Annotated in this window: 1 protein-coding gene; it reads right to left on the reverse strand. The window is 38.1% G+C overall.

Annotated elements, in window-relative coordinates; genetic code table 11:
* Positions 1–69: 69 nt before the first annotated feature.
* A complete protein-coding gene (gene mraY, locus AXA65_RS18700; protein WP_063971542.1) occupies positions 70–1,311 on the reverse strand; it encodes a phospho-N-acetylmuramoyl-pentapeptide-transferase in 1,242 nt (413 codons plus the stop codon).
* Positions 1,312–1,318: the final 7 nt, after the last annotated feature.

Genomic DNA, 1,318 nt, shown 5'->3' on the forward strand with positions numbered 1-1,318 from the left:
TAAAATGTATTAATGATTTCAACGTTCGAATCGTTAATACGTCAATACTTTTTACATTTTACAATTCTTCTATCTCGTTTTTAAAGTGATTAAGCAAATAATCGCCAACATTACACCCAGAATTATCATTCGGTTTACGATTTTGCTTTCGTGGAAACCCTCCTTCTGATAATGGTGGTGCAGCGGTGACATTTTGAATAATCTATTGTTCTGGGCATATTCCAACCCATACTTTTTCTTTCTGTATTTGAAGACCCAAACCTGTAGAATGACAGATAAAAGTTCTATCAGGAAAACCCCACATAGAACTGGAATCAGTAATTCCTTTCTTAAAATAATTGCCAAAACCGCAATCACACCTCCAAGCATCAAACTTCCTGTATCGCCCATAAAAACCTGCGCCGGATAAGTATTATACCAGAAAAATCCAATCACAGCTCCCACCAATGCGAGGGCAAAAATGGTCGTCTCTCCCATATGCGGCAGGAACATAATATTCAGATAATCAGCGAAGATTATGTTTCCTGAGACATAAGCGAAAAATGCTAAAGTCAACAAAATGACAACACTTGTTCCGGCTGCTAAACCATCAATTCCGTCCGCGATATTGGCACCGTTAGAAACTGCGGTTACAATAAAAATTACAATCGGAATAAAAACAACCCAAGCCCACTCGTGTGCTTTTGCATCATCCATCCAAAACAGAATTCCGCTGTAATCAAACTCGTTATTTTTTGTGAAAGGCACTGTAGAAACCGGAATTTTCTCCTCATCCATAAAGTTCTGTTCTACATTATTTCTGTTCACAACAGTTGAGTCTGCGTACTTTCTCTTAACCTCAATATCTGGGTGGAAATACATTGTAACTCCGACAATTAAGCCTAAACCAACTTGTCCAATTACTTTGAATTTTCCACTTAATCCGTCTTTATTTTTTTTAACTTTCTTAAGATAATCATCAAGAAAACCAATCGCGCCCATCCACAAAACCGAAATAATCAAAAGAACGATGTAAACATTGGTGATTCTGGTAAACAACAAAACCGGAATGATAGTCGCCAAAATGATAATCAAACCACCCATTGTTGGCGTTCCTTCTTTCTGCTTTTGCCCTTCCAGACCAAGGTCTCTTACCAATTCTCCCATTTGTTTTTTTCTGAGGTAATTGATAATCTTTTTCCCGTAAGCCATCGCAATGATCAGCGAAAACAAAACTGCCATCGCCGCGCGGAACGAAATGTATTTGAACAAGTTCATTCCCGGAACGTGGAATCCGTGAGCGGTTAAATATTCGTAGAGATAATACAGCATATTTTCT

The sequence above is a fragment of the Chryseobacterium sp. FP211-J200 genome (assembly GCF_001643375.1).
Taxonomy (GTDB): Bacteria; Bacteroidota; Bacteroidia; order Flavobacteriales; family Weeksellaceae; genus Epilithonimonas; species Epilithonimonas ginsengisoli.

What these genes read in the sequence shown, in the direction of transcription:
- mraY (WP_063971542.1), bottom strand. Translation starts at nt 1,311, where the DNA reads ATGCTGTATTATCTCTACGAATATTTAACCGCTCACGGATTCCACGTT.